This is a genomic window from Thermogutta sp. (assembly GCF_039793925.1).
In the GTDB taxonomy this organism is placed as follows: domain Bacteria; phylum Planctomycetota; class Planctomycetia; order Pirellulales; family Thermoguttaceae; genus Thermogutta.
In genome coordinates, this window is record NZ_JBAMME010000291.1 from 1 (window position 1) to 25,784 (window position 25,784).

Below are 25,784 nucleotides of genomic sequence, written 5' to 3' on the forward strand. Positions count from 1 at the left end.
GGGCCACCGGCTGGGCTGATGCAGACTGCTGGGCCACCGGCTGGGCTGATGCAGGACGCTGTTGATTGGTGGTGAACATGTCTCCTCCTTGTTGGGTGCTCAGGATGCTCTGTGGGACAATGTGCTTGCCCCCATCTCTGTCTATCACAGTCACAGGACCACGTAGCCATAAGGCCACGAGGTGTTTACAGGGTTGCCGACGGTACTGGAAATCAGGACAAGAGCATGTCCAAGTACAGTCGTCGTGGAACACAACGTCGTAGATGTTCCCGCCGATTCTGCCGACATGGAATGTACAGCCATCCTGTTCAATTTTCCAGTCGTCGGTGGAAGCCCTGTAAACGGTCTGGACGCGAAGACCACCGGGAACCAACGCGGGAAGCTGTGAGATGTTCATCATTGTCCTCCTGTTGTATTCGCCCTTCTCGCTGGCGTCGCGCCCCCGTCCGCCCGGGGGAACGGCATTGTTATTGTTGTGGCATCACCTCCTTCTATGGGAAATGGGAATAGGTCGTCACATTGCCCCAGGCGTCACGATGCGCGTCACACGTACTTGGGGCCTCCCACCGGCTAAAAACGCCGGATGAGAACGGAAGAGAAAATAAATATCGGAGATAATAACGACAGTGGAAAATAATAAGAGAGGGCAGCCAAACTCACCCACAGGAGGTGAAAGAAGGTGTTCGGCTGCCCTCCTGGTTGGTTCACAGAGAAGTGTGTTCGTATATGGCCGCTCTTGCTCCTCGGATTTTTCAGCCTCATCACCTACTCTACCAGGCACCCCGCTGGGCGGCGTCCGTCGCAAGGCGGAGTCAGCCAGCGCAAGCTATCCTGTTACCCTTAATGACTACGCTGTCGGCATTGAGCCGACCTGGGGCAAGGGGCGCTTTTGTTAAGGTGCGTCAGGTTCGCCTCAACATGCTGACAATGAGCAAGATGGTGGCAAGAACATTGTACAACCGGCTCATTAGCCAAGGTTTGATGAAGCGAACCAGAAGAACAACTTCAATTGCCAGCAGGATAGCGCTGCTCAATAAACCGCGCATGGACCACCTCCAATGCCTTCCAGGGGAGAGGGGCTATAGAATTCGAATGCCCATACCATCATGCACCTCCTGACAGAAAGATTTGCCGCCTGGCGGCATGGATGGGAATCTCACTTGAGTGAGATTCCCATCCATGCCGCCAGGCCAGAGGCGCATGATGGCCTCCCCTGGGGGTAGCCGGAGTCAGTCAATCCTCCCCGCGCTCTGAGTCCAACGGGCGGTTCGGTGTGGACTTCGAGGCAAGAGCATTGGCTTACCCCGAAATCCACACCGAACCCTCACCGTGTCGAGCGACGCCTCGAACTCACACACAACGTGGGCCGACGTTTCCAGCCCCGGCTTTGCAGCGTTAAGGTGGTCCGTGGCTATGGCTGGTTCACCCGCATTCGGACTTCGGCGACTCCCACGCGCTGTACCACGATGTCGCCGAGAATGCGCGGGAACAGCGGGCTGATGTCTGCAGCACATTGGACCCGGACAGTACGAGTCGCGTTGTCTGCTACGATGCTCACCACACGTACACGAATTCCCTGTGAATCCAGGTAATTCGTGTTCTGGTTTGCATAGTGCGTAGCACGGGCATAAGCGACGCTCCCAAACCGGATCACACCAGATGACTCAAAGGTCCGTATATCCACGTCCCGGACGGCAGCGAGGGCGGCCAAGTCGGCAGCTTCCTGGACCTCGGCAGCAGCAACAGCGTACCGTCCAATCCCGATTGCCAGCCAGAGAATTGGTATGAGCAAGAAGGTGAAAAAGCTTGTCCAGAGGGTAAGTGAGTATCCCTGCCGGTCCTGAGACAGACGGAGCATTACCAGCCCTCCTGTCGCGCTGTTGCTTCACCGAAAACTCGGTATGGCCCAGGGGGAATGCCTGGAAAGCCACCGACCAAGTTGGGAACCTCATAGGTAACGCGGACACGCAATTCGGTCCCTACCACGCCCCCAGGTGCCAGAATTTGCACTTGTGGGTTGCCAATAGGCAATGCGGATTGGGCGAATTGATACGCGGCGGAAGCCGCGACTGCCGCTGCGTTACCTTGGACAACTGACCCCATCCGTGCCCCGTGGCGCGCTGCTTCCTTGGCCATCTGTGAGCCGTAAACGACGATGCCAAACTGAATGATGGCCAAGAGAATCAGCAGGACGATTGGTAGCGTTAGTGCCGCTTCCACTAATTCGCTCGCGCGTTTGTCGCAGAGTTTGGTCATCACTCCCTCCTTGCTCAACGCAGGGCGTTGGCAACATTTTGAATGAGATCGCGAATGTTGACGCCCAGGATCCGGAGAGCAACCATTGCAACTACTGCCACCAGGGCAAGCATCAGTGCGACCTCAGTTAGCTCAGACGCTCTGGGATCTAAGAGTAACCGCATCATTTTCACCTCCTTTCCGCTTGGTCAGAGAAGAGTGGGGGAATAAGACTGTTAGGGCAGTGCTACCATAAGACTCGAAACCACAAGAATACCAGTCCAGCGACTGCCAGCGCGGGCAGTGCCGGGACCCGGTGCCCTTCGAGATGCCCCGCTTTCCCTGTAGAAACAATAGAAACAAGATCAGACAGCAAGACGCGCGGCGATGAGTATCCGTATCGTCGGATGAACATAGCCAGGCTGAAGGCCCACCAGCAAAGCATCATTAGCCAGCCTAATCGGGCGTCTGGGAAAAGAGCCGATAAAGTCATAACAGCTTTTACGTCAGCACCGCCTAAGACATTCAGGCCCCACAGGGCGAGAACGATGAGCCAGATAATCGTTACAGATTCCAGTCCTTGTGCAACGATCCCTTGTGCAACGATGTACGGCTGTATACCGACAACAGCAGCAACGCCCAGTGGCCAAGTTACAGGCCACTCGGCAATGAGGAGAACCAAGGCAAGAAGAAGGAGATAATACCATTCGCCGATGGCCATTCGCCACGCCACGACAGCCAGCAGGGGCGGGACTGTGAGCCAGTTGCTTACCTCGCCCCTACGGATATCCAGGATGGCAATGATGATAAGCCAGAGAGAGATCACGACACCTAAGAGCACGTTGGTAACTCCCACGAAAAATCTTTTACGACTTTACGGCGATTCTAAAGGGTAATCACCGGGTCACGTGGACTGGAAACCACGACACTTCCCATGACACCTCGTTGGACCAGACACCGTTCACTGCCACCCTTGCCCGCCAGAGACCTTTCAGGCCAACGCCGAACTCAGCATCACCGGATTCCAGCGGTCCGTAGGAGAACCTGCTGCTCTGTGCCAAGTACGTCCAAGACTGAAGCCCCTGTTCGGGCGGGGAAATATAAAATGTAGCTTGGTACGGCATCGCACCGCCCTCCACCACCACATCCAGCACCTGCGCGGGCTGGCCGAGGCGCGGGGCGTGCCAGACCAGACGTGGGTACCGCGCTGAGAGTACCACATCGGCAATAGTCGGTGTGGACGTCGGCGTCCTGGTCGGCGTCGGTGTGGACGTCGGCGTCCTGGTCGGCGTCGGTGTCGGTGTCGATGTACATACCTGGATCATGACATAGTCAACCCGCGTCGTGGTCCAGGTACCACCCCAGGGCATCGTGAACGGATTTCCTATGTAAAACGATCGGGGAGAAACCCCACTCCAGGAATATGTTGCGCGATGCGTCCCATCCACATACAGGTCAATGCGGCCGGGCGAAAAAACATTCCGCACTGTGTGGAAATTCCCGTCCAGCGGAAGAGAAACTCCTGGGTTCAGCAGAACCCTGGCATACGAGCTCTGATCGTAGCCATGTATCATCAGTACGTTCTCGAAATGGTTGATCGGGTATGGGTCACCCGCATTGTATCGCTGACCACCGTATCCCTCGGTCCCCGCCGCGACCGTTGTGCCATAGGCAGTCCGGCCGACCCATGCCACCCGTACCTCCAGAGCGAATGTGCTCGCCAAATTATTAAATAAATCATTCCTCCAAACGATAGGATACGTCGTGGGATAGGTACCACTCGATTGGAGGGTCAGAATCCCACCGGAAACGAAGATCGTTCCACCGCTGCTGTCTGTTGCCCATCCCTGGAGATTGAAGAAATCTTCCATAAACACAGTATTCCAGGACAGACAACTCGCCTGCAGTCGTAGCCCTGCCATCGACACGGACCGGTACAATCCCAAATGAAGCACCGATACCAGTATCAGTACCGGTATCAAAATCCTCTTCAATCTGGTTCGTCCGGAGTTCATTTCCCCAACACCCCGCAACACCCCGCTGCCGCGAACGCGTGCACCCGCACCGGCCCGTTGCCCAACCCCAGGAACATGGTGGAGACCGGCACTTCCAGATACACTCCCACCGCTGGTTCGTTCGAAGTCCATTCCGTCGAAGTCCCCCAAAGATCGGAACGGGCTACCGGCGGAAAATCGGCTATCGTCCCGCCGTACTCCAGCACCCGGATGTCATACGCCGCGTCCGTCTCTCCTCGCCAGGCCAGCGCTGCCTGCAGGGTCTCCTCCGCCGCCGTCAGTGCCAGACCCGGATCTATCCTCATCCGGCCACTCACAAAACTGTCAAAGTCCCGACCCGCAGCCGCGCCGGCCAGCGCCGCGGACTCAGCAGCGCGGTAGGCCCAGTTGCGGGTCTCCTGCATGCGGTACAGGTCCACCATCCCGCTGAAGAGCAATGCGAATAAGAATATCAGAAAAACGGCCAGCGCCGCTGCCTGTCCCCGTTCATCTTCAAGCACCAATCTCACGGGAACGACTCCACAATACCGAAGTGCATTGCCGAAAGCGTCCGGGCCGGATTAGAGAGAAATGGGATGTTCGGTTGCCAGGGCACGGTGGCTTCTACCACAAAGCGATAGCCAAATCCCAGCGTAGCCAGATCTGCCGGAGAAATCTCCGCTCCCGATACTGCATCCCGAAGTTGGATCACCACCCGGTCACCGTATCCGCCGCCCAGGATGCTCCCGTTGACTTCCGTCCGGATAAGACTTGTCGCATAGTCGTAGTCTGCCGGGTTGATGGAGAGTACCCGAGCTGCCTTTTCGGTCGAAACATCCAGAGCGTGCCTAATGGACACGCCCCGAGCAATCTCCACCATGCCAAAGAGCAGAAGCACCAGCACCAGCAGGACGAAAAGCAGTTCTGCCGTTCCCTGGCCTCGCTCGTCCCAGAAGTGGGTCTTCATCCTACTCGCCACACTAACCACAGATACACCAGCGCTCCAGCGGCCAGGATTGGCACCAACGGAACCCGCAAAACACCCTTTTCACCTGTCCTGGATGGGAAACGGCCTGCCAAGCCATCCCGCACCACACTCAGAATCAGCCACGGGGTTGCCCAGCCCACCCGCCAGGTGAGTAGAGCGCCGCCGATAACCACCACAGCGAGTCCCAGGCAAATCACCAGCCGCACATCCGGTGACAGTGCCAGGAGTAGCATTGTCACTTTGCTGTCACCGGCTCCCATAATGCCTGATTTGGCCAATGCCAGCGCTACCAGCCAGCCTGTTGCAGCGATCTGACCGGCGGAAGTCCCACAGCAGAACGCCGTCGCCAGCGCGCCAGCGGCGGGAATCAGCGCCAGCAGGGTGTCCGAGGCCAGAATCGCGACAAATGCCAGCACCAGCGCCAGCGGGTCCGCCACAAACTGTGACCAACCATCCCGTAGATTCACCAGCATGCATCCCATCGCCAGCAAGCCAATGACTATCAGCGGAATCGTTGTCAATGGGTGGGGCAGCCGGTGACGGCGAACATCCAGGACAGATAGCACCACCAGCCAGGCGGTCGCGATAACCCGAACCACGATTTCAAAGACCATTAGCGATGCTCTCCAGTCGGTTCCCAATCGCTTGAGCCAGCGAAAACAGGATGGTACCAATCAGACTGACAACGATTGCAGCCACAATCAGCCACTCCATCGTCGCTGTTCCCCACGCGCTCTTCAGGAACTGCATATGACCTCCTTACGGTGCGGGGCAGGGCGGGGCAGGCCGCCCCGGTCCCGCGTCTCTTTAGTGTGGGTCCGGAATTCCGTTGATCCACGCGTTGGTCTTGTTGCCCTGGGTTGCCGCAGATCGGCTGACGAGATAAATCACCGAGCCGACTACCGCCACAACCAGGAATGCGGCGATCAGCCATTCCGCAGTGCTTGTTGCTAAGGTGTCCCGCAAGAATTTCATCGTTTTCCTCCTAAACATGAGATTACGGGAGTGCATAGCTTCCAGCCCCTGCCAGCTGGTTAATCAATGCATACGCTGGTGGGTATAGTAGCATCACCAGCACCGGCGGGAACAGCAGAAACAGCATCGGAATCATTAGGCGCAGAGGCGCTCCCTCAACTTCTATTTCCACCGTTCTCCGATGCTCCCTGACGGCCTCCGTTACCGCGTCGGCCAAGACCTGCTCATAGGATGTTCGGCCGTGTCGGGCCATGCCCAGCCGTGCCACCAGCATTCGTAGGTCCGGCGAGTCCAACTCTCCTGCCAGCCTCTCCAGCACTGCCTCGGGACCCTGAAGACTGAGGATTTCCCGATGGTCCTGAAGCCGCCGGTACACCACACCATTTCCAGCGTCGTCCAGCGTTGCCAGCGCGAATGCCAGGCTTCCCCCGAAGGCCAGCTGAAGCCGGATGTTCTCCAGCAAGTCTGCGACTTCTTTACGGATTTGCTGACGTAGCAGGCTGAGCTTACGCCGCCGCCACACCGGTGGAAGTACACCGCCCAGAATGCCCATCACCCGTGCTGGACCATCTGGGATGAGTGACATTGTTATCACCAGCCCCGCCAAAGCGCATACCAACGTCCAAGGCGCCAGGTCCAGGTTGCTGGGCACACCGGCAATCTTCTCCAGGGTAGCCTGCTCCAGCACTCCTGGACGGCGCATAATGGTCTCCAAAGCCCGCCGGGCGCGGCTGACCGTTGCTCGCCCGAGTAACTCCACCCCGGCGTTCAACAGGTTGTACACCAGCAGTCCGATTCCTGCCGACGCCAGAATCGCAACGAGACCGATGGCAAGCGTCGCTTCAATCACAGCAACATCGCCTCTATTCGCCGAAGTTCTGACATGAAATACCAGCTTCCAGCCAGTGCCATTGCTGTCGCCGCTACCAGGCCCAGGGGCCGGTCGATGTAAAACTGCCGCCAGACCGGGAATGCGGAGACAACCACGATCCCGGCCAGGTTGGTCATTTGCAAAACCCGCAGGGTCAACCGGTTCAGCACCAGTACGGTGTTGGAACGGTCCAAGAGCATCCTCGCTGCACGGATTTGCTCCTCCAACGTCTCCAGCGCATCCAAGACCGAACCCTCATCCGCGTGGGACACCTGCTCCAGGATAGAGCAGAGCCTCAACATCATTGGCCAGCCGGAATTCCGCAGAACATCCAGGCTTTCTCGCAGGTCTAAAGAGGAGTTGTATCGCCGCAGGACTTCGGCAACCATCATTCTCAGTTCGCTCCCTGCACCATCACATGGCAAATGTGGCAAGGTGGACTCCAGCGCTGCCGTCACTGACTGGCTCACCGGATACGAGCCTCGCAGACCAGAGACAAAGACCTCCATGACTTGAAGTGCCTGGCGGGAAACATGGCGTAAGGAGACCATCATCCAGCCGAACGCTCCACCCAGCACCAGCCACCACACCGACAGAATCGGGTGATGCCAGACAAAAGCCAGTGCCAGGCCCAGCGCCAGCCCGGCCAGAAGCGGGAGCGGGAGCGGTGACTGGCGTGGTTGGTCCGGGGCAAAATGAATCTCTTTCTCCAGCACCTGTCGCAGCCGATCAAAGTTCCTCCGGCGCAATGCACGGGCCAGGTCCACCAGGCCAGACATCCCAGCATGCGCCAGAAACCCGCAGGCTGCGCCCGCAAGCAGCGATGGAATCAAGATGAGAATCGCCGTCATCGCCCTAACCTGCAATACCGGCTAATCCAGCAAAGGTCACCATTCTTCCATCAGAAACTGGAGTAGCGCCTCGTCTATCACCCCATCAGAGAGAAGGTACCGTAACCGGTATCGTCCCTCTTCCAGCCCATCCAAGAGGGCAATCTCGCCGATAAATCGCTTACCGCCTCGGCTCTTCCGCATGTGGACAACCATATCCACGCCGAATGCAATCTGTTCCCGGACAGCATTGTGGGGAAGGCCCGAGAGCAACGCTTTCGTCTCCAGGCGGTACAGAGCGCCCAGAGCACTATTGCCGTGAATGGTCGTCCAGGCTTTTTTGCCCAGGTTAATAGCATCGAGGTAGCGGGCTGCTTCTTCCCGCACTACCTCTCCTACAACAAGCAGGTCTGGTCGCATTCGTGTTACCACGACGTTCAGCACCTCGTCCATCGACGGGAAGTTCTCCCGGCCCTCCGGGACGACCACGCGAAGCGCAGCGGGGTGCTGAATTCTCAACTCCTCGAATGTCTCCACCACGGCAACCTGGACCCGGTCCGGAATGTGCTGGCTCATTGCGTTGAGCAGGGTGGTCTTCCCCGAGCCAAACTCGCCGGAAACAATGACCGTCGCGGCATTTCGCTCTGCAACCCGCCGGAGCAATTGCGCCACTGGCGGAAGCGTCTCTATGTCCACGCCTGATGTTTTCCTCTCCTCCTCTTCATCTGGGAGGGAAAACGTCCCTCGCTCGGCCAGGTCCTGCAGGGAGAATGTAGACCGGTTAAACGCGCGGATGTTGATGGCAGTACCGCGCACCGATAGCGGTGGAACGATGGCCGTGAAGCGACTTCCGTCCGGCAGATCCACGAGTACATATGGTTTATTTCCCTTGAGAGTGCGGCGACCCAGGTCAGCTACTCGCCGCGCTACATGCTCAAAATGCACGTCTGGCGCCAGTCGGCCAACATTCTCAACCCGACCCTGGCGTTCTACCTGGACAAATCCGTTGCGGACGATGATTTCCTCCAAGTCACCCTGGTCCAGGAGCGGCTGAAGGACACCAATACCAACCATCATCTGAGCCAGAATTGGAGCCGCTTCGCCGGGGGCGACCGGCAAATCCACCCCCATCTCCACCAAGATTTGCGCTACCGCCGAACTGAACCGGCGGTGCTCATCCGGAGACGCGCGCCACCCTGGGACCGCAATTCCTTGTTCAAGGATACGGTCTTGCACCAGAGGCAAAACTTCCAGAGCGTCAAAATCGTTCATTGCTGAATTGGTGAAAGGCTCACCCAGAGGGTCACGCCACGGGCCTGCTGCTGCTTGGCTACCAACGTCAGGATTTCCCGCGCTGTGTCCGATGGCACAGCAACGGTCAGAATCTGCAACGTCCCAGCGGAACCAGTTGAGGAGGATTGCTGCTGAACCTGGCCGGGCACAGCCTGCGGAGACCGGGCAACCGCCTGGCCGCTACCAGCCCGCACGTCCACCACCAAGATGTTGCGGGCCAGGATGGTCGCGGTAGCCCACTCGCTGGCTATCACCTCGCCAATCTCAGCTGACAACGACGATGGCACAGCAGCCAACTGCCAGATGTCCACCCGATGACCAGGTTGAATCTGGCCGCCCACTGCCCGCGCGGGCTCGACAGGGAAACTCACCACCGTATACGCAGGGTCATCTACCAGCCGATACTCCCGCAGCGGCACAGCAAAAGTCCGGTAAATTAGCATACCTGGCCGGAGATGCACGGTAGCTACTCTCCCAACCAGGTCTTCCTTGCGAATGTAGATGTCCTCGGACAGGAGAGGGCGGGGGACCTCCCGCACGGTCAGAAGCGATTCATCAATCAGGCTGCCGACCGGAATTGTCCTGGCCGGTGTGACCACCTGGGCCGTGGTCACCATCCGGTTGAAGTTAGCGTACAGTAATAGCCCCGTTCCCGCCGCGACCAGAAGGGCAATGACGCCAATGAAGATCTGGGTTCTCCTGGACATCTATTTCCTCCAGTCAGGATACGCCACCCGCAGCAGCCGCCGGCCAATCGATGGCGGGAAAGACGAGGCATTGTCGGCAAAAGGAATTGTCGCCACCGGCTGGCGATCCAGCGCCAGCCGCGCCGTCAATCCCCCCTTGTTGACCAGGATGGGAAACTCTTTACCGGCGATGAATACCGCGCTGGCAAGCGCATCCAGCCGGGAATCGGTGACCACAATCACCTGCGCTATGCGCTTCACCACCGACCACAGCGGGTGATGTGCCGGGGCATCGAAAATTGTCAAGACATGGGTGCTGGCCAGGTTCATCCAGGCGGCTTCCACTGCCTGGTGGGATAGCATCTGAGCCATCCGCCAGTCCATTGCAGCCAGGGTAATGCCATTCCAGGTTGGCCAGGGTTTGTCCTGGGTGATGACCTCGTAGATGTGCCCGCCGCGACCGTTGGTAGCCAGTAGCGCCAGCAGTCCACTAGGGCCGGATGTCAGCTCCGCCACAACCGTCGGCAACCCTGTTTGCTCCCGGAAATAGCGTGCCAGGCTCAGGCTTAGCGTGGTTTTCCCCACGCCGCCGGAGAGGGAGACAAACGCCAGCCTGACCGGGAGCAAGGCTTCGGCGATGCCAGAAGCAGTCCCAGCTCGTGCGAGCCACTCATCGGGTGATGCGGCGAAGGTTGGTCCATCCACCACCAGCACGTTCCCGGCGGCCAGCACCTGCATCAGCCTTTCGCGACTGAAGCACGGCGTTTCAGTCAGCGATTCCAAATCGACAATAACCAGGTGCGCTCCGGGAAGTGCTCTGTACAATCCCTCTGTTGTCATCGCCTCTCGGCGCTCCATGTCCCGGCCCTCCAGCGCAACCAAGGCACCGGCATGTCGTGTTGCCAGTACGCAGACCAGACGGCGCTTTTTGCCGAACATCCTGATACTCCTCTTATCCCTCCCACATTGTTGGCGGGCAAACATTGTTTCAGCAGTGTGCATCTAAGACAATTCGGAACCAGTCTCATCAGTGACAGCATGTAGCCTCCGGGTTGGGGGCCATGTTTCCCAGGCATCGCGAAGCAATCCGCAACGTCTGCACCGGTAGCGAGTCACTACCTTGCCTTGCCCATCCGTGGATGAGATCCAGGTATCTACTACCCAACTGTGCCTCCGACATAAAAGCCTTGCGATTTGTCTCCAGAGCATTGTTTCCTCCGCAGCCAGAATCGAGGCATCTTATTGTCCTCCGTGTGTCAGTGCCCAGAATAGCCCAAAGCACATTAGTGCCAACGAGCCCCAGGTTATCACTCTGCCGATGACTTCCGGCGGTATCTCGGCAATTTGCCGCGCTATCTCCCGATCAGCGCCACGACATTCCCAGCGAAGATTGGAATCAACAACCCGGCAATGTAGGGAACGAAATAGAAGACCATAATGATGGGCACCAATTTGTCATCCAGCGCCTCAGCGCGGGCCATCACACGGGTTTGATATTCTGCCGCGACCGATTCGGCAAAACTTCCCAGCAATAGCTGGCTTCCTACACCGGCTTCCTGGAGAATGTCCAGTTGCACAGCCAGATTAACCAGACCTGACACCCGACTTCGCTCTGCCTCCTCCCGCAGAAAGCCCGACCCCCTGCCCAGCAGAGGGCGTTCCGCTGGTCGGCAGGCCAGCGTCCACTGCAACCAGCGAGAGAGCAACCCTTTTCCGCCAGCCGCTACTCGCAGCGCTTCCGAAATTGGCTTGCCCATGCCCACCAGCATTGCGATTTGTCCGGCTATCTCTGGTAATCCTCGTTCTACCTCTTGGATAGCTCGCTCTGCCGGTCCAGAAAGACGAGAGCCCACGTAGGCATATACGATAGCAGCCACCACCAGTGCTACCATCCAATCTTCCAGTGCCAGCATACCAAAGGCAAATCCGAGCAGCGTGACGGCCAGGCGGAGGCCCCAGAACTCCACCGCCGTCCAGTCCTCCCACTTGTTGCCCACGAATTGGGCCCAGTACAGCTGCTTTTCTACATTGAGGTTCAAGGCAGGCGGGAGTCTGGATGCCAGCGCGTTAAATGGTACCAGCAAGACTCGCCAAAAAGGAAGAACAGGCGGGGCATCTGTGGCCATCACCTGCGCCAATCGCGCCCGGTCCACCGACGCGGGAACGGGGACCAGGCGGTACAGCAACGAAGATACCCACACGGCAGCAACAAACGCGATCAGCAGATGCATCTGCTACACTCCTTCCTGCATCATTGTGGACGTGACCATCAGCGACAGGTCACATACCATCTGACTGCCTCGCTGAACCTGCACCTGGTACTTCCCCGGCCCTGGGAGCACCAGGCCCTGGAAGCGGGAGATTTGCGTGTGATATGCTCCCGGTGCAATCGTGAAGGACACGGCGGCGATTCCGATAGGTGTACCATCTGCGGACACAATGGCTACCTGAAGCACCGTGTGCTCCTCTTGCTCGTTGGGATTGTGCCAGACAGTAACCACGTGCAGTCGCTCTATGGCCGCTGGGAATCCACTTGCGGTCAGGTCCTGAAAGATGTTATGCAGCGTTAGCCGCCCAGACGGGTTTGCCAGTACGTCTTCACACACGATAGCAGCAATCAGTTTGGGTTCTTCGTTCATGCCACGTTCTCCACCATTTTCTGGATGGTGCGATAGCCCAGCAGCATCATCCCGGCAATCAGCATGAGCAAAAATTGACCCGGTATAGAACGATAGAAAGCGCCAATAGATGGGTCTTGGAATGTGAAGATGCTCACACCGACCATGAGGATGGGAAACATCTTTGCCAGCATTAGCGCGGATGCGGCTTTTGCCCGTGCTGCGTTGCGGCCCTCGATCAGCCGTTGCATCCGTTCGGCAGATTCTGCCATTAATTTGGCTTCGCCACCGGATTCAAGGAATACCCGAAGATTGAACGCCATCATTGCAACTGACGGGCTGGGTGCGCGTTTCTCCAAGTCAACCAGTGCTGCCGGACCCCGACTCCGCAGGTCACTCGCTGTCCGATATAATTCTGCTGCCAGCGGGGATGCTGGATTGGTCGCTGTTAGGCTCTCCGCAACTGCCACCAGAAGCGAAGGCAGGTCTCGCTCCACGTCCACCAGTGCGGCAATGCGAGCCAGAGCAGCAGGGAGTTCTTCTTCCATTTTCCGCCCACGGTTTTCGGCTTTGCTCTTCAGCCATGAGCGGCTTCCCCACCAGACTGCTACCGCACCACCAATGCCCAGCAACGGAGGAAGGTTGAACGCCAGAGCGACGAGGAAGGCTGCAACAGAACCGCCAATGCGGATGAGGCTAAAAGTTGCTGAAGAGAGGTTGACTCCAGCCTGTTCAAGCTCCTGCTCTAACCCGATACGTGGAGCTTTCTGCACTTCCTCGCCAGTGCTGGTAATCCGAGCCAGCCGCGCGCGGTCGCGAGAAAATTCTATTGTCCGGCGGCCCACCAGTTGCCACAAAATCAGAGCCGCCCAGATGCCGCCGATTCCTGCCACCAGCCAGACGGGAATTTCGGGAAGGTTCATCGTTTGCTCCTTATCCCACCGCGGTCTGAAAGCGAGTGGGTTCCGCCAGTTGTTCCCAGACCGGTTGTCCGCATGAAGATTGCTCTGGTCGGTACAGAAAGATGTCGTGGATGAAGACCTCTCCGGCTTTCAGTTCCGGGTCTACCTGGCCCACTCTCATTACCCGGCGTATGCCCCACGGATCTATGCCGATCTGGATGAAGTAATGCACCGCTCGAGCGATAAGGGCCTTGGAGGCCTGGTAGCGGACTGGCGGGTCATTGTCAATCATCGCCAGCAGGCATAGCGTTTCTACCGCCGATTGCGGGTCATCGGCGTGAATCGTAGACATACCTGGATGGTCGGACATCTGCGCCCGTAGCAGCCATACTGCCGCTTTGCCGTGGCGAATCTCCCCGACAATGAGCCATCTCGGGGTCATTCGCATCGCGGTCGTCACCAGGTCACCTACGCTGATTCCGTATCGGCCTTCCACAGTGGCTGGCCTGGCCTCCAAGCTTACCACGTGTGGATGTTCCAGGAAGATCTCCGCCGGGTCTTCGACCAGTATAACCCGGTGCTGTGGCGGGATTTCGTGTGCCAGGCCGCACAGGAACGTCGTTTTCCCGGTGGCCGTTCCCCCAGCAATCATCAGCCGGCCCTGGCGGTGCACGATATGGACCAGAGTTTCCAGGATGCGCTCGTTCAACATTCCCCATTCAAGAAGTTGATCTGGCTTCACGGGTTTGGCCTCGTAGAAGCGGATGTTCAGGGCGGGATATTCGCCGTTGGCAATGCGGGGCATGACCACATTGACTCGCGCTCCCGCGGGAATCTTGGGGCTGCGTGGGAGTTTCGCCGAGGCGATAGGTTCTGCCTCGTTCACCCGGCGTCCCACGGCGCCCAGGAGTTTGTCCAGCACAACTCGCACTTCGGTGATACTGGGCCGGGTGAAATCGGGGAAGATTTCCTCTACCCGAATTGGATTTACTTCGCCTCGGAGTAATACCCAAATCGTTCCATCTTGGTTCATCATAATCTCGGAAAGTCCGCCATGGTCCAATAGTGGCTCCAGGAATCCCAGCCCCAACATCTGGTGCTGGATCCGCAGTGCCAGGTCCGCTTCTACATGGTAGTCTACATACCCCAGGCCACGAGCGCGCAGTTCGGACTGTGTCCAGTACCGGATGCGCTCTATGATGGCCTGACGGATGCCGTCATCTGGCGCCAGAATCTGAGATGGCGAAAACTCGGCATTGATGTGCGCCGTAACCGCTTCGGCGATGTCCGACGCGGTCTCCGGATCCACAACAGTTGCCCTTGCTTGCTGCTGTGCGTACTGGAACACCATGGCACCCACTCTACTGTACCATTCGGAACGTGATGCCCATGAATCTCCTGCTCCTCGCCGCTTTTGCTGCTGGCCGGCCGAGGATATCGCTGTAGAAGAAATCCACAATCTGGTCAATCCCAGCAGCAAATTCCTGCCGGCGGGTTACCGGTGGGATATAGTCCATCTGGCATGCTCGCACGCCCGGGTCATTAGGGATGACGGCCACAAACGGCGGTGCCCAGCCATCCAGATGTTCACGGATAGCTTCCTGCATGCGCTTGGGAGTCATTGCATCTTCCGGTAACACCCGATTCATCACAGCGTAGATAGCATCTCGGGGCACCTGGTACCGAGGGTCAAACACGCCAGTCAGCAGCCGAATCGTGGACACGAGGTTGACCGCTGATGCCAGGTCCGGCTCACATACCAGTATGACCGTATTAGCCCGCAGGAGCGGTTGGATACTCCATTCCGATTCCGTGGGCGGCAGGTCCATCACAATAGCGGCATAGGGTGGGTGGTGGTCCCGGGCCGCTTCCGTCAGCCGGGCAATCGAGCCATCCTGATCGGGCGCGCGGGCCGCAATCCTGGCCGCTTCTACTTTATCATTGGGCGACAGGCATATATCCAATCCGTCCTTGTGTTGCAGTGAGGCTGCAAAGCCGTCGCGTGTAGGTCGCCGGAACCAGTTGAGAGAGTTGGGGGCCATCGGCAAACCCAGTTGCACACCGACTGCATCAGGCGTATCAAAGCCCATCAGAAGTGTGCGGATGCCCGCTTGGTTCAACCGGTATGCCAGGTTGACAGCAATGGTGGTTTTCCCCGAGCCACCCTTGCCGCCGCCGATAGCAAATACCCGGGTTCCAGCAAACGCTACCGCGCGGGCTGCACCAGTCATCTGGGCCAGAGCGGACATGGCACGGGATGTGGCGGGAGCCATTGCCTCCCGCGCCACTCTCTCCGAAAGCCCTATCTGGTAACAGCGGTCAATGACCTGTGCAACTCCCACTGGCTTGACCATTACTTCACGGACCCGGTCCAGTTGCCCAATGGCACCAGCCATTCGCTCCAGTTGCCGAGGGAGGAGCACGATGGCTACGCAGGACCCCAAGCGGGAAGACAAGAATTCCACAAGTCCCCGCTCACCGAGATCTACCAGCAACTCGGCGTCAATGACAGCGACCTCCGGTGGCGCTTGTAGAGATTGCTCCAGCATCTGCAGCGTGGTCGCTAACCCGACCACCAGTAACCGCCGGTCGGCAATGAACTGCGAATAAATCGCATTTAGCGCCTGCTGGCCAGGCGCAGACAATAGGATCTGAATCGGCTGCGCCGACATGGTGCTCTCCCTGTACTTGTTGTTAATTATGGTAAAGCCGGAACTGGCGGCGATGCATGGGTGGACTCCAGGACTGCCTGGTACAATTCGCCCAAGTTAGTGCCAGTGGTGATGCGGATCCCGTCGTCCTGCACTGGCTCCAAGAGCAGGTATATCTGCGACTTCGCATCCAAGAGCGGAAGCAGGGTAGCCGGAGAGACCTGGACACCGGCTACTTCCACTGGCTCTACCGGTACATCCAGGAGAATGACCGATTCTCGCTGTGAAGAAGCTGTTGTCCTGGCTATGGTGAAAAGTCCAGAGGAATCTTCCTCGGGGAGGACCTCTTCATACCGGAACGATTGAGGTACCAAGAGAACGCGTAGACCTGAGACAACAACATACGCCACTGTGGAAGGAGCAGAGAGAGTAGCAGTAGTTATCCCAGTGGCCTTCTCGGTTGTTTCGGAGGGGATCGGTATCTCACTGATTGGAGAGAGTAATTCCACGGATTGCTGAGGGTCAATGATGGCAACAACGGCCACCCGGTCCCCGGGCCGGATGACACCAGCTAATCCACTAGCCTGGCTAACACGGACTGCGATTGCCCGATGCCCTGGCTCCAGCTGAGCAGCAACGCCAACCGCTGCTTGTTCGCCCAGCATGTCGGCAGTAATCTGGTCACCTGTGGCGCGAGCAACGGTCAGCACCTGACCATCGGCATCCTTGACATCGGACAAAGCGTTGGGCAGCCTGGCAGAAGCATGGATCTCCCTGACGGCCAAAACATCCGCTGTTAGCCGTGCTCCTGCCGGGAGAGGTCTGACGGCGACAACCGTTGGTTGTGTATTCCGCAAGCTACCCAGAAAGGCGGCCATCAGCAAGAAAACCAGCAGGCCGCCGCCAACGGTGACCGCCAATGCGCGTATTCCTTTGCTTTTCATTTGTTCTCCTTTCTGTGTCGCCGGAGATCCAGCAGAGTGGCAATCTCTTCTAATTCGGATGGAGATGGCTCGTGTGCATGGACCATCAGCGGTCGATAAAGAATTGGGAAATTCCCCCGACCGCCTCGGGCCAACCCCAGCCGGATGATCATCTGTCCTACCTCCAAGTCACCAATGAAGTGCGCGTAGGGGACATCCACAAATCCGTGAGGTGACCGTGCCAGCGCGGACATCACCTCTCGCACGTCGTCGGGATTCTTCAACTGTCCGATGACCAGGTTGTTGCAGGACGAGAGAATTCCAGCAGGAAGCGATGCTGGCGATTGAGCAATTGCAGCCAGATATACCATGTACTTCCCGGCATCTCTGAAAAAGGATGGAATGATATCTGACTGAATCGGTGGACCATCGCCCCTTCGGTTATCGTCGCCGCCCAGAACCTTGTTGGCCTCCTCCAAGACAATGAACAGCGGCGGATGCTCCACCCCTTCGAGACGTTCCTCCCGCCGAACCACCGAGTCCGTGTACAAGTGATAAGTCATTAGCGAGAGAAGGGCGGCCCGGGCGTACGCGCTCATCCGTGCCCCGCCCGAGAGGATAGTCAAACCACCAGTTTGGGGGACCAGGTCCTCAATGGCCACCCCATCTCCGGCGCCATACATCTGACCCATCTGACCCTTCGTCAGATGCTGGAGCCGCAATTTGACACCCTCCAGCGCGCTCTTGCTGGTGGTGTCCCTGACAATAACTCTTGCCAGCGCCGAGAGGCGCTCGTACCACTCACGCGCGTCCGCCTTTTTTGAGCGGTGCACCGCCAGGGCCTGGAGATCGGCGTCCTCCATGTCCCGCAGCCAGGTTTTGCGGCGGGGGAGCAACGATGCCCCCCGCTCCTGCCGGGCCTGGTCCAGGACGGTCCATTCGTCATCCTGGACAAGACCCCACTTGTCATGATTCTGGACTTCTCCGTCAAACGTGAGGACGCCTAAGTCAATGTACAGTTCCTCCAGCGTCTGGAGCATAAATCCAGCCTGCCGCTCTCCCATTCGACCCGCCGTGCAGATTAATTCCACTGTCGCGGTCATTTGCTCACGGGGTGAAATCCGTTTGCCGATCTGCAGGAAATTCCACCGAATCGGGCGGGGAGCCCAGGGAGCGAGGCTCCAGAAATCCACCCGGTCGCGGGGCAGGGCCGTGAGCATTCGCGTCCAACCTGCTCCGTAATCCATTACCACTACCCGGAAACCTTCCTGCATCACCAGCTCGAAAACCAGCCGCTCAGCCGCCACCGATTTGCCCATTCTGGTATCGGCGCAAAAGGCCCAGTTGGCCATCAGTTCCCGTGCCATTCGGACGGGTACATCCGTGGGTTTCTCCGTGCTTCGCTCATAACTGTACTGGTGGCCAAGCACTACCCGTCCTGGCATGTCTGGGACAAAAGCCAGTGGTGGAACTTGCTCCCGGGTGGTGATGGCTACCCCCTCCTCAAATGTTGCCGGGGCTACATATGCAGATGCCTGGTATAGCTGCAACAGAGACGTGTCCTTCCACGGTTCCAACGAAAATGGATTGCTTTCTAACCGACTGGACGGCGTAAAGGTAAAAGCATGCTTGCGAATGTACGCCTGTTCCTCTGGAGAGAGATGTCGGCACCGGATTCCAACAGCCACACCTTCTGTCCCATGGTATGCTTGAGGGATCAGCGCTTCCAGCACCCGGTACGCCTCTGGTGTTTCGCAGAGGAAATAGTGATCCACGTAGTACGCGCCTTCCACCGCCATTACCTGTATCATCCGTTCCATCTGACGGAGCGGCTCGGCGTTCATAGTGGCCTCACGGTTGAGAACACGATGTGTACGTGAAAACGCAACAAACGGTGCAATGCCAACGCCCAAGCCGCCGCTATGGAAGACGTTCAGAGACTGTCCTCGGGTCATGTTGAGCGCTGAGGCCCTGGAGTGGGCAACAGATTGCGCCGTGGAGGTGGTATCAGCAACACCGAAAGCCCGAGACCCGCCGGAGGTCGTTGTGTCGGCCACCGATGTAACATGCGAATTCGTGTGCGAAGAGAAACCGCCCGCGCTGCTGGCTACGGTTGTAGCAGAACCAACCGTGTGCGATGTGCCATTCGCCACTCCCCAGGAATGCGTGCCAGTGTGGGAGTTAAACGAAGATGATGACGAAAAACCGCCGAATGAGGATACCTCGCTGCGGGCTATGCTCTGAGAAAGACCGTAGCCCTCGTCGAGACCAGTGCCCATAAATCCCACACTTCCGCTCACATGCTGCGACATGGATGCTCCCTGTGTAATGGACACCGCGTTTCCCCAAGAGCTGCCGGAGGAGACACTGGAGCCATGCGTATCCGCCGTCCCCCATGCTTCGCTGGTGACGCGGGAGGTCCCGTCGGCAACGCTGGTAGTGTGGGATACCGTCTGACTCCATGTGCTGCCGCTGGTGTCCGCCGTCCCCCATGCTTCGCCAGTCGTGTGAGATTTGGACCAGAACTGAGAGTTGGTCTGGCTCTCGGTATGCGCCGTACCGACGACGCGACCCACTGTGTCACCAGCGACTTGGGAATGTCCGCTTCCGTATCCGGCGCTGGCGCCATCGCCGACGTTGCTGGACGCCATAACGGGAATGTTAAACCCGATAGAGCTTGATGCGGTACCTTCTTCCTGGCTGGCCAGAATGGAGAGGAGCATTGCCACGCGTTCTTGGAGGGCAAAGAGATCGCGGCGGCTATCCTCTCCCGCGCGGCTCAGAATGACCACGCCCAGATACGGATGAGCACTTTCGGACATGCCGCGCATCAGGTACGACTTCTGCTGAAGTCCGATTTCGGCTGGTCTGGCAGCTCGGAACGGATCGGGTCCACCCACTGACATCCCCGGCGCACCCTCGCGCGGGTCCGGATGGCCGATGACTACCATCGTCATTGGCATCTTTCGGAATGCTTCTCGCACAGTCTCAGCCAACCCCAGGTCCAGCGGGGCCAGGCGGCTCTGTTCAAAGTTCGCCATCACCGCACGCACGGCGGCCATGCCCTGACGTACACAGGAGACAGCCTTGTCCAGCCCTTCTTCGCTGATAGCCTGTGCGCCGTATATCTGTACTTGGCCATATCCGGGAAGATAGCCATACAGGTGTACCAGGTCTACCCCTGCGTTGTACAGGCCCTTCAGGGCCTTTCGGGTCTTTTCAAAGATGTTAGTCTGCTCTCGCACTTCGCGGGGAAGATAGGTTAGAACATTCAGGCACACAGCCTTATGGTACTGGCGCGTGTGTCCCTCTAATCGTTCCTCCAAGTAATACCAGAGATAATCCAGCATACCGTCTTCGGTGTATACCACGCCAGTATCCAAGATGCGAAGGTCATCGGGCACGGGCGCCCGTTGCGAAGAGGGATGTCGAACTTTCTGTACCTGTTTCAGAACAGGAGCAATCCAGTTTGGCCACATTTTGGCTTTTCTCCGGCCAGGTCGGGCCACAGGGCAGAACCAGAAGTTTTGCCCTGTGGCCCGACCTGCACTTTGTACAGGTCGGATGGGCAGCCCTTCAGTACCACGCTCCCTCTTCTTTGTATTCTTCGGGAGAGCGGTAGTAGCGCCCTGTGCGTCTCTCGCGCTCCTCACGTCGCTCGGCGCGGTCCTGCCGCCGCTCGGTGATGTCCGTGAGCCAGATCTGCCGGTCCTGCGACTCACGGCGCAGGCGAAAAATATGCAGCGCGGCCACGCAGGCACCAACCAGGCCAAAGGCCAGTGAGATTCTCCAGTCCCCGAACATGGTCATCTCCTCAAAGTGGTTTGGGTTCGGCTCAAATCTCTCCCCAGGCCGAGGAGAGATTTGAGCCGAACCCCGGCTCACGTCACAACCGGGCATTTCGCCACAAGTGGCGTCACTCTGCGCCCGGACCAGAGAATCTCACCGACGGAGAGCGGAGGCCAGAGCAACAAAGAGAACAGGGCCGCCCTGGTAGCCGCCGCCCCCAGAGTGGGGCCAGCGGACGGCCGGTTGTTAATCAGGACGCTGGCGGATGAGCCAGGCGATTTCGCCAGCACGCGCCAGCGGATTAACCATTGGGTGTGCAGTCATTTTCTGGAACAGATACATCGCATAACCAGCAGGAACGACAAACCACGCTGCGTATGACACAATGGACAGAATAATGCTACGACCACTGGCAATGATCCGTTGGGCTTCTCCTACTGTACCAATGATAGCAGCCCATTCTCGCGGGTCTGCCGACAGCGTCCAAGCGGCGATGACACGGAAGGCTACCAAGACGCCGCAGTAGGCCAGAATCGCTGTTTTCGCTCGCCAGAGCGTTTTGAATTGCTCGGTGGGTACCAAGAGAAGTGCCAGTACGGTCAGCAACCACATCACCGCTCCCAGCTGAGGGACAGGGGTGGGGAACGTCACCCCGATCGGAAGCCAAGCCAGAAGTGTAATGATGGACAGGAGCTGATGTCGCCGGGACACCATGTTCATAGGTGGTTTCTGGTTCTGCCGGGACGGGGCTGCAATCTCTATCCGCTGGAGAATGCGATCAAAGACCAGCATAACCAGTCCACAGGCCAGACTGATCAGCGCAGCCCAGTGCCCAACAGCCTGATACATGATTTCCAGCAGTCCGTTGACTGGAAGAATCAGAAGGTTCAGCAGAAACTGCCCAGCAGCAACCAGGGTGTCCATCTTACCAGTTCGGCAACAATGTGCTGTCCATCAGGTACACTGCTTGCGGCTGATTGGACTGATACCGGAACAGCCGAGGCGAAGTGTATGCGGTGCCAGCTGTCTGGAATTCCGCCCACAGATCGTACCAACCCGGGTCCTCAAAGGGGAAATGTACCACCGCCACCATGACGCACTGGCCATCGGCGGCACATCCGTTGGTTACAACGCGGATGGGTATATTCCAGTCGGGTTTGCGAACCCGCGCACCCGGATACCGCTGCTGGAGCTCGGTCTCAATCCAGCGCATGCTGTTTTCCCGGAGATTCGCACCAGCACGACCGTTAACCTGGATCGGGTCTGGGATAATCTCTACGTGCTCCTCACACCTTTTGTCCTCAATCCAGCGAGTTTCCCAACCCTCCCATCCGGCACTGCACGGACTGACCCCATAACGGCCATCGTCCTCGAAGCCTGATTCCGTGTGGATACATCCCCAGTGCGAGTTGTCCACTTCCACCCAGTAGTGCCGGATGACTGGAAAGCTGGTGGCGCGGTAGGTGATAGTCAATCCCTGTCCGCCCTGTCCCCTCACCACAGGGTTCGGTGGGAACGCGCCGACTTTCTCGGCGCGCGGCGCGGCTTGCCAAATAACATCCGCAGGACAGGATGCTGGCGCTGGAGTTGGGGTTACAGTAGGAGGCACAGGAGTGGTGGGAGTAGAGGTCAGCGTAGAGGTCAGCGAAACAGGCGTTGCAGTGGGTGCGCCAGCGAGAGTAGACCAGTCAGTTCTCTTGATAATCACCAGTTGATTATATGGCATTTCCCCCCAAGTTCCACCAGGGAATGTCATAATACTCACAAGGATCTCATTGCACGCGCTGTCCATACAGGTCGCAGAATAGAACATAGGGTCCCCTATTGGACTCCCGTCTGTAGAAATCGTTGTTGGCTCTTGGATACCTATCAGGGCTCCGCCGGGGGTGGACCAAACAGGATAATCCCCCGGAGGCCAGTATGGTGTAAACACCCAGCCGGGTGGCCAGTCGTCTGCTGCAACAATGGAGATTGCGAGAACGGGGATTACCAGCAGCAACAGCAGTACAAGTGGGAAGATTTTCTTGGTCATTGATCGTCACCTGTGATGAGGATAGAATAGGCACGATGGGGGTCGCCGGGTTCGTACCGGACCAGCACGGGTGTATCATGCAAGTTCCGCAGGGCCTTCTTGGGATTCTCAACTGTGGGAGCGGGCTGATTGGGGTGAGCATAGACATCACCAGTGCTGAACACACCAGTGCGGGGTGTAACCATAAAAATGAATTCCAGTTCCCCCGACTGGACGGTGATATACGCGGCGTCACCGCTCTCTCCTACAAACGTTGCACGGCCCGTGACGGCCTGAACCCCATCGGTCATTGTCCAGGCCATTGGGGTCATCATCCGGGCTTCCGTAGTGGCTCTCACGTCAGGGATGTGGGTTACCTCTGTTGCTGACTTCCCTTTCTCCGAGAAGAGAATCCCTTTCTCCGAGAAGAGAAAAGAGATGACCAGAAAGATGACAGCAATGACCAGAAGTATGACCAGAATGATTTTTCGGGAAAGTGCGATTTGCATGTCCCCCCCAATTTTTGAGAAATTGAAAATACGGTAAAACAAAAAGGGCACTACTGCCTTCCCCCCCTGGAAGGCAACAGCGCCCCAATTGGCCTTCAGGCCGACGTCGCGGGGTTAGTTAGTGGAAAACGCCGCTAAAAAACGCCACGCTCGGTTGTTGGCTATTTTACCACAGAATGCTTCCGCTGTCAAGAGGTTAAATGCAAATGTGCAAATTTAAGGCAGGAATTGGGCCGTGATAATTGTGCAAGAACCATTGTATCCTACGCCAATACCGACCCTGCGAAAATTGCCTATAATGGCCTGGTAATGGCCCGGGCTGTCCCACCATCTACGTGCTCCATCCTGTGCGGTGGCAAAGCCACACCCCCTGGCAAGAATTTCGGTGGTGTTTTTCCCCAAGTACTCACCCGTGTCTGGATCGTTATGCGAAAAGTATCCCCGCTGGAACATATCTCTCGTTCGCTCATAAGCCCGGGTACGCAATTCCTGGTCCATCGTTAATTCAGGTAGACCTTTTTCTCGCCGCTCTTCGTTGAACATCCGCAGAATCTCCTCCTCCGCCACTGGGTCCCCAATCTGCATCGGAGCCTGGGAAGAACCGCCAGATGCTTGCGGTGTCTCCCCGACTCGCCTCTGAAGAGCAGGAATGACCTGCGTCTGTACCCAGGTAGCAATTTCTCTCCAGAGTGATTCCCCGTTCTCCTTGCCAGTATCCTCTCTGGGCAACATCAGTACCCACCCCGGCTCAATCAGCCCTGGGTTGGTCTTCAGGGACGGATACCGATCGGCGTTGAACCGGACCAGTTCCTGCACGGTAGTGCTATATTTGGCAGCGATTTTGCTCAGGCTATCGCCAGGCCGGACAGTGTACTTACACCACGGTGTCCTGGGAATGAAGACTCCCAGCAGAACCAAGATCAGCAACAGAGCCAGAATGTTGTGCAATTTCATCGGGTTCCTCCGGATGTCGTGAGATGGCTGCAATGCTCGACGCGCTTCGTATAATATCACGCTTTCGCAGGCTGGCAAGTGGAGCAATTGGTGTTAAACCGGACACCGCGCCTTGGACGATTTTGCACCAATTGATCCAATTGCACCGCGCCCAGCAATGCTTTTCATTGCCCCATCCATTGACGGCGATTTTCAAGACAGTTTTCCGACCAGAGGTCGGTTGAATTGCCAGAGTTCTTCGTTTTTCGCGGACACCTGGCAAACGTGGACAACCACACCTGTTGCCTGGTCGTTGTGACGGAATGCCCAATAATTCAATTCGGTCATTAGCCGGTTCATCGCGTCTCGGTTAGGCACGAAAAAGTAGAACAATTTAGTCAGCCGGGCGTATCGGTCCCATTTGTCCAACCGGCGCAGTCCCCGGGGGGCCATCTCCAGCTCTATGAAGAGCTTTTGGTCATCCAAGATAGCCACCAGGTCCACCTCAAAGACTCCACCGCCGGGAAGCGGCTGAGGAGACGGGAAGAGATCAACGTAGGCCCCGTGCTCCTCAAGGATCAGGCGGGCCTGGAGTGCCAGCATAGTTTGCTCATATGACTTATGGCGTCTGAGTAGTCGTTGGTCCTCGGACTCTACCGGTTCGCATCCGAAGATAGCTTTGTAAGCCTGCCGGCCCTTTTCGGTAAGGAAAACAAGATTGGGGGTTCTTCCTCGCGTTCCCAGCGCCGGGGCGGTTTTTTCTTCAATCAGGCCGATTTCTCTGAGACGCTCAAACAATCTTACCGCGCTCCCCGAGCGGTAGTCAAGATTCAGCGATCTGGCAACTGGCTCACGGAGCACGTATCCGTGCTGCCCGATGACCTGGAGCGCCTCAACGTCCCGAGCGTAGTCTGGCGACGCTTGCCACACAGCCAGCCATTCGGCATCTTCGGTGGCAATAGGACAGGATGACTCGGCTCTGGGTTGGGCAGATGCAGCAGCGACCCGCCGCTGCAATTGGGCTATCTCCTCGCGTAGTCGCTGATTTTCGTCTTCCCGGACCTGCAAGCGGTAGAGATACTCATCGCGCTCCCGGGTTATCCTTTCTATTTCACTGTGAAGACGCTCCGCTTCCGCTTGCCACCAAGCAACAGATTCCAAGATGTCCGCGTTGCCGCCCAGAAGTTCCAGACGATTCAGTTTGCGGATGCCAGTCTCTACGATCCAAGCACCCAGTTGCTCTGGTGACCATTCAGCAACTGGCTGCTCGCGCTGGAGAAGGTTCCACTCCGTTGACATAAGCGCCGCAGCGATAGAGCGAAGCTGCTCCACCGCTGCGTTACGCTGCTCCTCGGCAGCTTGCTGGAGCCGCCGGGCGGTCTCTAAAGCGATCCTCGCCTGGCGCAGCTGTGCCTCGAGGAGATCAATTTGATTCACCCAGCACCTCCAGCAATTTGGCCAAGGCTTCTCTGGCCTCCTGGCGCTTTGCCAAGAGGCCAGGTACTTCCTGCGATGTTGGCGCGCCGACAAAGGCAGTCACAGCCTCGGCCCAGGCGGTGAAAGCCTGGGCCGAGGC

At 57.8% G+C, this 25,784-nt stretch carries 30 protein-coding genes; all 30 read right to left on the reverse strand.

The genetic code is table 11. The features are described from left to right. On the reverse strand, positions 1-400 hold a 400-nt coding region (locus ABJK56_RS15050), incomplete at its 3' end, for an SWIM zinc finger family protein (protein ID WP_347245491.1). A 502-nt stretch (positions 401-902) separates the two neighbouring features. Next, positions 903-1,046, reverse strand: a complete 144-nt coding sequence (locus ABJK56_RS15055; RefSeq protein ID WP_347245492.1) for a hypothetical protein — start codon at positions 1,044-1,046, stop codon at positions 903-905. A 365-nt stretch (positions 1,047-1,411) separates the two neighbouring features. Further along, entirely contained in the window at positions 1,412-1,858 is a 447-nt protein-coding gene (locus tag ABJK56_RS15060) for a pilus assembly protein TadG-related protein (RefSeq protein ID WP_347245493.1), read from the reverse strand. Further along, on the reverse strand, positions 1,858-2,256 hold the full coding sequence (locus ABJK56_RS15065; protein ID WP_347245494.1) for a TadE/TadG family type IV pilus assembly protein: 399 nt from the start codon (positions 2,254-2,256) through the stop codon (positions 1,858-1,860). Before ABJK56_RS15065 ends, ABJK56_RS15060 begins: the two co-directional genes overlap by 1 nt. A gap of 14 nt (positions 2,257-2,270) precedes the next feature. Next, on the reverse strand, positions 2,271-2,423 hold the full coding sequence (locus ABJK56_RS15070) for a hypothetical protein (RefSeq protein WP_347245495.1): 153 nt from the start codon (positions 2,421-2,423) through the stop codon (positions 2,271-2,273). 59 nt (positions 2,424-2,482) lie between these two features. Next, positions 2,483-3,076, reverse strand: a complete 594-nt coding sequence (locus ABJK56_RS15075; RefSeq protein ID WP_347245496.1) for a hypothetical protein — start codon at positions 3,074-3,076, stop codon at positions 2,483-2,485. A gap of 55 nt (positions 3,077-3,131) precedes the next feature. Further along, a complete protein-coding gene (locus ABJK56_RS15080; RefSeq protein ID WP_347245497.1) occupies positions 3,132-4,106 on the reverse strand; it encodes a hypothetical protein in 975 nt (324 codons plus the stop codon). A 140-nt stretch (positions 4,107-4,246) separates the two neighbouring features. Next, a complete protein-coding gene (locus ABJK56_RS15085; protein ID WP_347245498.1) occupies positions 4,247-4,759 on the reverse strand; it encodes a hypothetical protein in 513 nt (170 codons plus the stop codon). Continuing rightward, positions 4,756-5,196, reverse strand: coding sequence for a TadE/TadG family type IV pilus assembly protein (locus ABJK56_RS15090; protein WP_347245499.1), 441 nt, complete (start codon positions 5,194-5,196; stop codon positions 4,756-4,758). The genes ABJK56_RS15085 and ABJK56_RS15090 overlap by 4 nt, the downstream gene beginning before the upstream one ends. Continuing rightward, positions 5,193-5,831: a hypothetical protein gene (locus ABJK56_RS15095; protein WP_347245500.1), complete on the reverse strand. Its 639-nt coding sequence runs from the start codon at positions 5,829-5,831 to the stop codon at positions 5,193-5,195. The genes ABJK56_RS15090 and ABJK56_RS15095 overlap by 4 nt, the downstream gene beginning before the upstream one ends. After that, the gene (locus tag ABJK56_RS15100; RefSeq protein ID WP_347245501.1) at positions 5,821-5,967 is read right to left on the reverse strand and encodes a hypothetical protein; all 147 of its coding nucleotides are present in this window, start codon (positions 5,965-5,967) and stop codon (positions 5,821-5,823) included. Before ABJK56_RS15100 ends, ABJK56_RS15095 begins: the two co-directional genes overlap by 11 nt. A 57-nt stretch (positions 5,968-6,024) precedes the next feature. Beyond that, entirely contained in the window at positions 6,025-6,192 is a 168-nt protein-coding gene (locus ABJK56_RS15105) for a hypothetical protein (RefSeq protein WP_347245502.1), read from the reverse strand. Positions 6,193-6,214: 22 nt separating this feature from the next. After that, positions 6,215-7,042 (reverse strand): hypothetical protein, encoded by an 828-nt coding sequence (locus tag ABJK56_RS15110; RefSeq protein ID WP_347245503.1) that lies wholly within the window; start codon positions 7,040-7,042, stop codon positions 6,215-6,217. Beyond that, positions 7,039-7,914, reverse strand: coding sequence for a hypothetical protein (locus ABJK56_RS15115; protein ID WP_347245504.1), 876 nt, complete (start codon positions 7,912-7,914; stop codon positions 7,039-7,041). Before ABJK56_RS15115 ends, ABJK56_RS15110 begins: the two co-directional genes overlap by 4 nt. A gap of 36 nt (positions 7,915-7,950) precedes the next feature. After that, on the reverse strand, positions 7,951-9,165 hold the full coding sequence (locus ABJK56_RS15120) for an ATPase, T2SS/T4P/T4SS family (RefSeq protein ID WP_347245505.1): 1,215 nt from the start codon (positions 9,163-9,165) through the stop codon (positions 7,951-7,953). Next, positions 9,162-9,893: an SAF domain-containing protein gene (locus ABJK56_RS15125; protein ID WP_347245506.1), complete on the reverse strand. Its 732-nt coding sequence runs from the start codon at positions 9,891-9,893 to the stop codon at positions 9,162-9,164. Before ABJK56_RS15125 ends, ABJK56_RS15120 begins: the two co-directional genes overlap by 4 nt. After that, on the reverse strand, positions 9,894-10,811 hold the full coding sequence (locus ABJK56_RS15130) for a hypothetical protein (protein ID WP_347245507.1): 918 nt from the start codon (positions 10,809-10,811) through the stop codon (positions 9,894-9,896). It abuts the gene before it with no gap. Positions 10,812-11,224: 413 nt separating this feature from the next. Further along, positions 11,225-12,103 carry a hypothetical protein gene (locus ABJK56_RS15135; protein ID WP_347245508.1) on the reverse strand — a complete coding sequence of 293 codons (879 nt, stop codon included), beginning with the start codon at positions 12,101-12,103 and terminating at the stop codon, positions 11,225-11,227. Between the two features lie 3 nt (positions 12,104-12,106). Beyond that, a complete protein-coding gene (locus tag ABJK56_RS15140; RefSeq protein ID WP_347245509.1) occupies positions 12,107-12,511 on the reverse strand; it encodes a hypothetical protein in 405 nt (134 codons plus the stop codon). Next, on the reverse strand, positions 12,508-13,413 hold the full coding sequence (locus tag ABJK56_RS15145; protein ID WP_347245510.1) for a hypothetical protein: 906 nt from the start codon (positions 13,411-13,413) through the stop codon (positions 12,508-12,510). Before ABJK56_RS15145 ends, ABJK56_RS15140 begins: the two co-directional genes overlap by 4 nt. Positions 13,414-13,423: 10 nt before the next feature. After that, on the reverse strand, positions 13,424-14,743 hold the full coding sequence (locus tag ABJK56_RS15150; protein ID WP_347245511.1) for an ATPase, T2SS/T4P/T4SS family: 1,320 nt from the start codon (positions 14,741-14,743) through the stop codon (positions 13,424-13,426). 10 nt (positions 14,744-14,753) lie between these two features. Beyond that, positions 14,754-16,064, reverse strand: a complete 1,311-nt coding sequence (locus ABJK56_RS15155; RefSeq protein ID WP_347245512.1) for an AAA family ATPase — start codon at positions 16,062-16,064, stop codon at positions 14,754-14,756. A gap of 26 nt (positions 16,065-16,090) precedes the next feature. Beyond that, positions 16,091-16,987, reverse strand: coding sequence for a Flp pilus assembly protein CpaB (cpaB, locus tag ABJK56_RS15160; RefSeq protein ID WP_347245513.1), 897 nt, complete (start codon positions 16,985-16,987; stop codon positions 16,091-16,093). Beyond that, positions 16,984-20,445 carry a serine-rich protein gene (locus tag ABJK56_RS15165; RefSeq protein ID WP_347245514.1) on the reverse strand — a complete coding sequence of 1,154 codons (3,462 nt, stop codon included), beginning with the start codon at positions 20,443-20,445 and terminating at the stop codon, positions 16,984-16,986. The genes cpaB and ABJK56_RS15165 overlap by 4 nt, the downstream gene beginning before the upstream one ends. A 97-nt stretch (positions 20,446-20,542) precedes the next feature. Beyond that, the gene (locus ABJK56_RS15170) at positions 20,543-20,770 is read right to left on the reverse strand and encodes a hypothetical protein (protein ID WP_347245515.1); all 228 of its coding nucleotides are present in this window, start codon (positions 20,768-20,770) and stop codon (positions 20,543-20,545) included. 231 nt (positions 20,771-21,001) lie between these two features. Continuing rightward, a complete protein-coding gene (locus ABJK56_RS15175; RefSeq protein WP_347245516.1) occupies positions 21,002-21,679 on the reverse strand; it encodes a hypothetical protein in 678 nt (225 codons plus the stop codon). A gap of 1 nt (position 21,680) precedes the next feature. Then, positions 21,681-22,787 carry a hypothetical protein gene (locus ABJK56_RS15180; RefSeq protein ID WP_347245517.1) on the reverse strand — a complete coding sequence of 369 codons (1,107 nt, stop codon included), beginning with the start codon at positions 22,785-22,787 and terminating at the stop codon, positions 21,681-21,683. Then, positions 22,784-23,275 (reverse strand): hypothetical protein, encoded by a 492-nt coding sequence (locus ABJK56_RS15185; RefSeq protein ID WP_347245518.1) that lies wholly within the window; start codon positions 23,273-23,275, stop codon positions 22,784-22,786. The genes ABJK56_RS15180 and ABJK56_RS15185 overlap by 4 nt, the downstream gene beginning before the upstream one ends. Positions 23,276-23,491: 216 nt before the next feature. Next, entirely contained in the window at positions 23,492-24,229 is a 738-nt protein-coding gene (locus ABJK56_RS15190; protein ID WP_347245519.1) for a CAP domain-containing protein, read from the reverse strand. A gap of 192 nt (positions 24,230-24,421) precedes the next feature. Beyond that, positions 24,422-25,645: a hypothetical protein gene (locus ABJK56_RS15195; protein ID WP_347245520.1), complete on the reverse strand. Its 1,224-nt coding sequence runs from the start codon at positions 25,643-25,645 to the stop codon at positions 24,422-24,424. Between the last annotated feature and the right edge of the window lie 139 nt (positions 25,646-25,784).